The organism is Fulvivirga kasyanovii (assembly GCF_009711405.1).
In the GTDB taxonomy this organism is placed as follows: Bacteria; Bacteroidota; Bacteroidia; order Cytophagales; family Cyclobacteriaceae; genus Fulvivirga; species Fulvivirga kasyanovii.
This window is the reverse complement of record NZ_SMLW01000567.1, coordinates 1-3,492: the sequence shown is the minus strand read 5'-3', so window position 1 is coordinate 3,492 and position 3,492 is coordinate 1. Positions and strand designations below refer to the sequence as shown.

Here is a 3,492-nt window from a genome sequence, read left to right as displayed (position 1 = left end):
TATTCAAAATTGAAAAAGGAAATCCGCTATAGCCCTATGGGTAATTGGTTTGCATTAGGAAATTCCAAGGTTGATTCTGCCGACGTATCCTCTTTCGAAGTAATTGACAGAGATTTTGGAAAAGATAAGAACCATATCTTCTATCAAGACCATATTATAGACGACGAGGTGGATCGTGAGACTTTTGAGGTCAAAGAGTTTTTGTGTTTTGATAAAAACGGAGTTTACCTTCCCTCTCGTTACATCGCAGATCATTTAAGAAAAAGCATACCGGATGGCCGTCACATGTATGCAATAGATCAGGCAAATCCCGGGACTTTTGTCAAATTAGATCAGGATTGGTCAAAGGATGATGCTAACTACTTCTACAACTATCAAAAAGTGGATGTGGACTATCAAACTTTTGAAGTGATTAATGAACATTTTGCCAAAGACAAAAACAAAGTATATCTCCTGAAAAGTTTTTCCCTGATAGCATCTGATATAGATCCGGTGACAGCTCAAAAAGTAGATGAACGCTATATTGTAGATAAAGATAGCATATATGATTTTCAGCAATACCGTGACGGTGTGGAGGTAGATTCGCTGGTGGCATTCAAGTGTTACGACAGCAACAGCATCAATTTTTTAGGAGAAGATTTCCTCTTGTTTGATGATAAGGTGGTTTATGATGGTGCTGAATTGTCGGGTGTGGATTCCCGTTCGTTCAGGGTGGTGAAAAACCATTATGGTAAGGATAAAAATCACGTCTATTTTGGAAACAGGATGATAGAAGGTGCTGACCCGGAGAGCTTCGAGGTATTTGAGCATATGTTTTATTCAAAGGATAAGCACCATGTATACGGTGATGGTATTCTGATCAAAGAGGCTGATGCAGAAACATTTGAACCGGTTGATACAGATAAAAGTGTGCTCTATAAGGACAAGAACCACACGTATCAATGGGGCAAGATAACGGATGAAAAAATATAAACAACTTATCCGCGCCGGGTGTTGAGTATTACTGACACTTTATTACTTTCACACTTATGCAAGGACTATCAATTAATGCCATGCGGGTGGGCTGGAAGTATCGGCTCAGAAACTTTGACGAAACCTTCGAGTTTGAAACCCTGAAAAAGTTGAATTCTGAAAACTTCCTTCTTAAAGACCTGCATACCCTTGAAAAATACGAACTCCATGACCTCGTAAAGTTTGGCAGGGGCAAAGATTTCGAGATCAGGGAGTTGTAAGTTATTGTTTGTTTTTAGCGAACTCCTTGGCAAAGTATGTCAGGATAATGTCTGCACCTGCCCTTTTAATACTTAGCAAACTCTCGTTCATAGCAGAAGTTTTGTCGAGCCATCCTTTTTCTGCGGCAGCAGCTACCATCGCATATTCACCGCTAACATTATAAGCAGCAATGGGAAGTTCGTAGTTATCTTTTAATAACTTAATTACATCCAGGTAAGCCAGTGCCGGCTTCACCATCAGGAAATCGGCTCCTTCTTCCACATCCAGGTCGGCCTCGATCAACGCTTCTCGCTGGTTTGCCGGGTTCATCTGATAGGTCTTTTTATCACCGCTTTTTGGGGCTGAATCCAATGCATCCCTGAAGGGTCCATAGAAAGCACTGGCATATTTAGCACTGTACGACATGATGGATGTCTCGGTAAAACCATTATCATCAAGAATGTCACGAATATACCCCACACGTCCGTCCATCATGTCAGACGGCCCTATGATATCGATGCCTGCCTCCGCCTGCGTGAGTGCCATTTTTCCAAGCACCTCCAGGGTTTCATCATTCAGTATTTTACCATTTTCATCCACAATGCCATCGTGCCCGTCAGAGCTGTAAGGATCCATGGCAACATCAGTCATGATACAAGCCTCGGGAAACCTCTTTTTAACCTCTTTAAGCGCAGTGATGTAGAAGAAGCCGGAATCATGGCTTTTGGTAGCCATTTTATCTTTGTGGGCCTCGTTTACTACAGGGAAAATGTCAAATGCCGCAACACCAAGTTTGAGACATTCTTCAATTTCTTTGAGCATATGATCAATACCAAGCCTGTATATACCGGGCATCGAATTCACCTCTATTTTGCCCTTGGGGTCTTCAAGCAAAAACAAGGGAAATATCAGGTCGTCAGTAGTAACTTTTGTCTCTTCTACCATGGCTCTGATCACGGCAGATTTACGGTTTCTTCTTGGTCTGATCATCATGTGGCAAATATAGCAAACCTCATCTTTATGCGCTAAGGGGGAAGTCCCCGAATTTGTAATATCCAACAGGTGAACCCGGGAAGTTCAGTGTTACTTATCTGGAAGGGTAAGCTGAGAGAACCGGCTACACTACTTGATGCCGGGTTAGGTTGATGTCTTGGATTGAATCTAAATATAAGGAGCAAAAAATAACCCGGAGATTCAAAATCTCCGGGTTATCAAGTTTATGTATCGAGAAATATTATTATTTCTTAAAATCTGCAATGGTTCTTTCAATAATATCGCAGCACTCATGCAGTTGCTCTTCGGTCATAACCAGAGGAGGCGCAAACCTGATAATATTTCCGTGAGTAGGTTTAGCCAACAGACCATTTTCTTTTAAAGCAACGCAGATATCCCATGCGGTGGAACTTTCTGGGGTATCGTTGACCACTATCGCATTGAGAAGTCCTTTGCCGCGAACCAGTTTTACCAGGTCAGAGCCTTCAATGAGTTTGTTCATTCTCTCTCTGAAAATAATCCCCAGACGCTCTGCGTTTTCTGCCAGACTTTCTTCTTTAACTACCTCAAGAGCGGCAATAGCTACTTTAGCTCCAAGTGGGTTTCCTCCAAAAGTACTTCCGTGCTGGCCTGGCTTGATCACATTCATCACCTCATCGCTTGTAAGTACTGCCGATACGGGATAAACACCTCCTGAAAGCGCTTTTCCAAGGATCAACATATCGGGCTTAACACCTTCATGGTCGCAGGCCAATAGTTTTCCTGTCCTTGCAATACCAGTCTGGATTTCGTCAGCGATGAATAAGGCTCCGTATTTTTTACATAAAGCCGCTGCTTTAGCAAGGTATCCTTCATCGGGTACAAATACTCCGGCCTCTCCCTGGATAGGCTCCACTAAAAAGCCGGCTACATTTTCTTCCTTCAACTGAGCTTCCAGAACATCAAGATCATTATAAGGTACACGCACAAAACCAGGAGTATAAGGACCGAAATTCTTTCTGGCACCTTCATCATTTGAAAACGAAATAATGGTGGTTGTTCTACCATGAAAGTTGTTTTCACATACGATGATCTTTGCTTCATTTTCTGCAATACCTCGTTTTTCATAGGCATATTTCCTGCATATTTTAATGGCAGTTTCAACGCCCTCCGCACCCGTATTCATGGGCAGGACTTTGTCGAAGCCAAAATATTCCGTGATGAACTTTTCATAAACCCCGAGAACGTCATTGAAAAATGCCCGTGAAGTCAATGTCAGGGTTTCCGCCTGTTCTTTTAAGGTGTTAA

Annotated in this window: 4 protein-coding genes; 2 read left to right on the top strand and 2 right to left on the bottom strand. The window is 42.3% G+C overall.

Annotated features, from left to right (window positions below; all coding sequences use genetic code 11):
* A partial coding sequence (locus E1163_RS14560) for a DKNYY domain-containing protein (protein ID WP_221418004.1) occupies nt 1–972 on the top strand: 972 nt, incomplete at its 5' end.
* Between the two features lie 56 nt (nt 973–1,028).
* Complete coding sequence (locus E1163_RS14555; RefSeq protein WP_155173052.1) at nt 1,029–1,232, top strand: hypothetical protein; 204 nt, start codon at nt 1,029–1,031, stop codon at nt 1,230–1,232.
* A gap of 1 nt (nt 1,233) precedes the next feature.
* Here E1163_RS14555 and hemB read toward each other — a convergent pair whose 3' ends face one another.
* Nucleotides 1,234–2,205 carry a porphobilinogen synthase gene (gene hemB / locus E1163_RS14550; protein ID WP_155173050.1) on the bottom strand — a complete coding sequence of 324 codons (972 nt, stop codon included), beginning with the start codon at nt 2,203–2,205 and terminating at the stop codon, nt 1,234–1,236.
* Nucleotides 2,206–2,449: 244 nt separating this feature from the next.
* A partial coding sequence (gene rocD, locus E1163_RS14545) for an ornithine--oxo-acid transaminase (protein ID WP_155173048.1) occupies nt 2,450–3,492 on the bottom strand: 1,043 nt, incomplete at its 5' end.

What these genes read in the sequence shown, in the direction of transcription:
- E1163_RS14555 (WP_155173052.1), top strand. Translation starts at nt 1,029, where the DNA reads ATGCAAGGACTATCAATTAATGCCATGCGGGTGGGCTGGAAGTATCGG.
- hemB (WP_155173050.1), bottom strand. Translation starts at nt 2,205, where the DNA reads ATGATGATCAGACCAAGAAGAAACCGTAAATCTGCCGTGATCAGAGCC.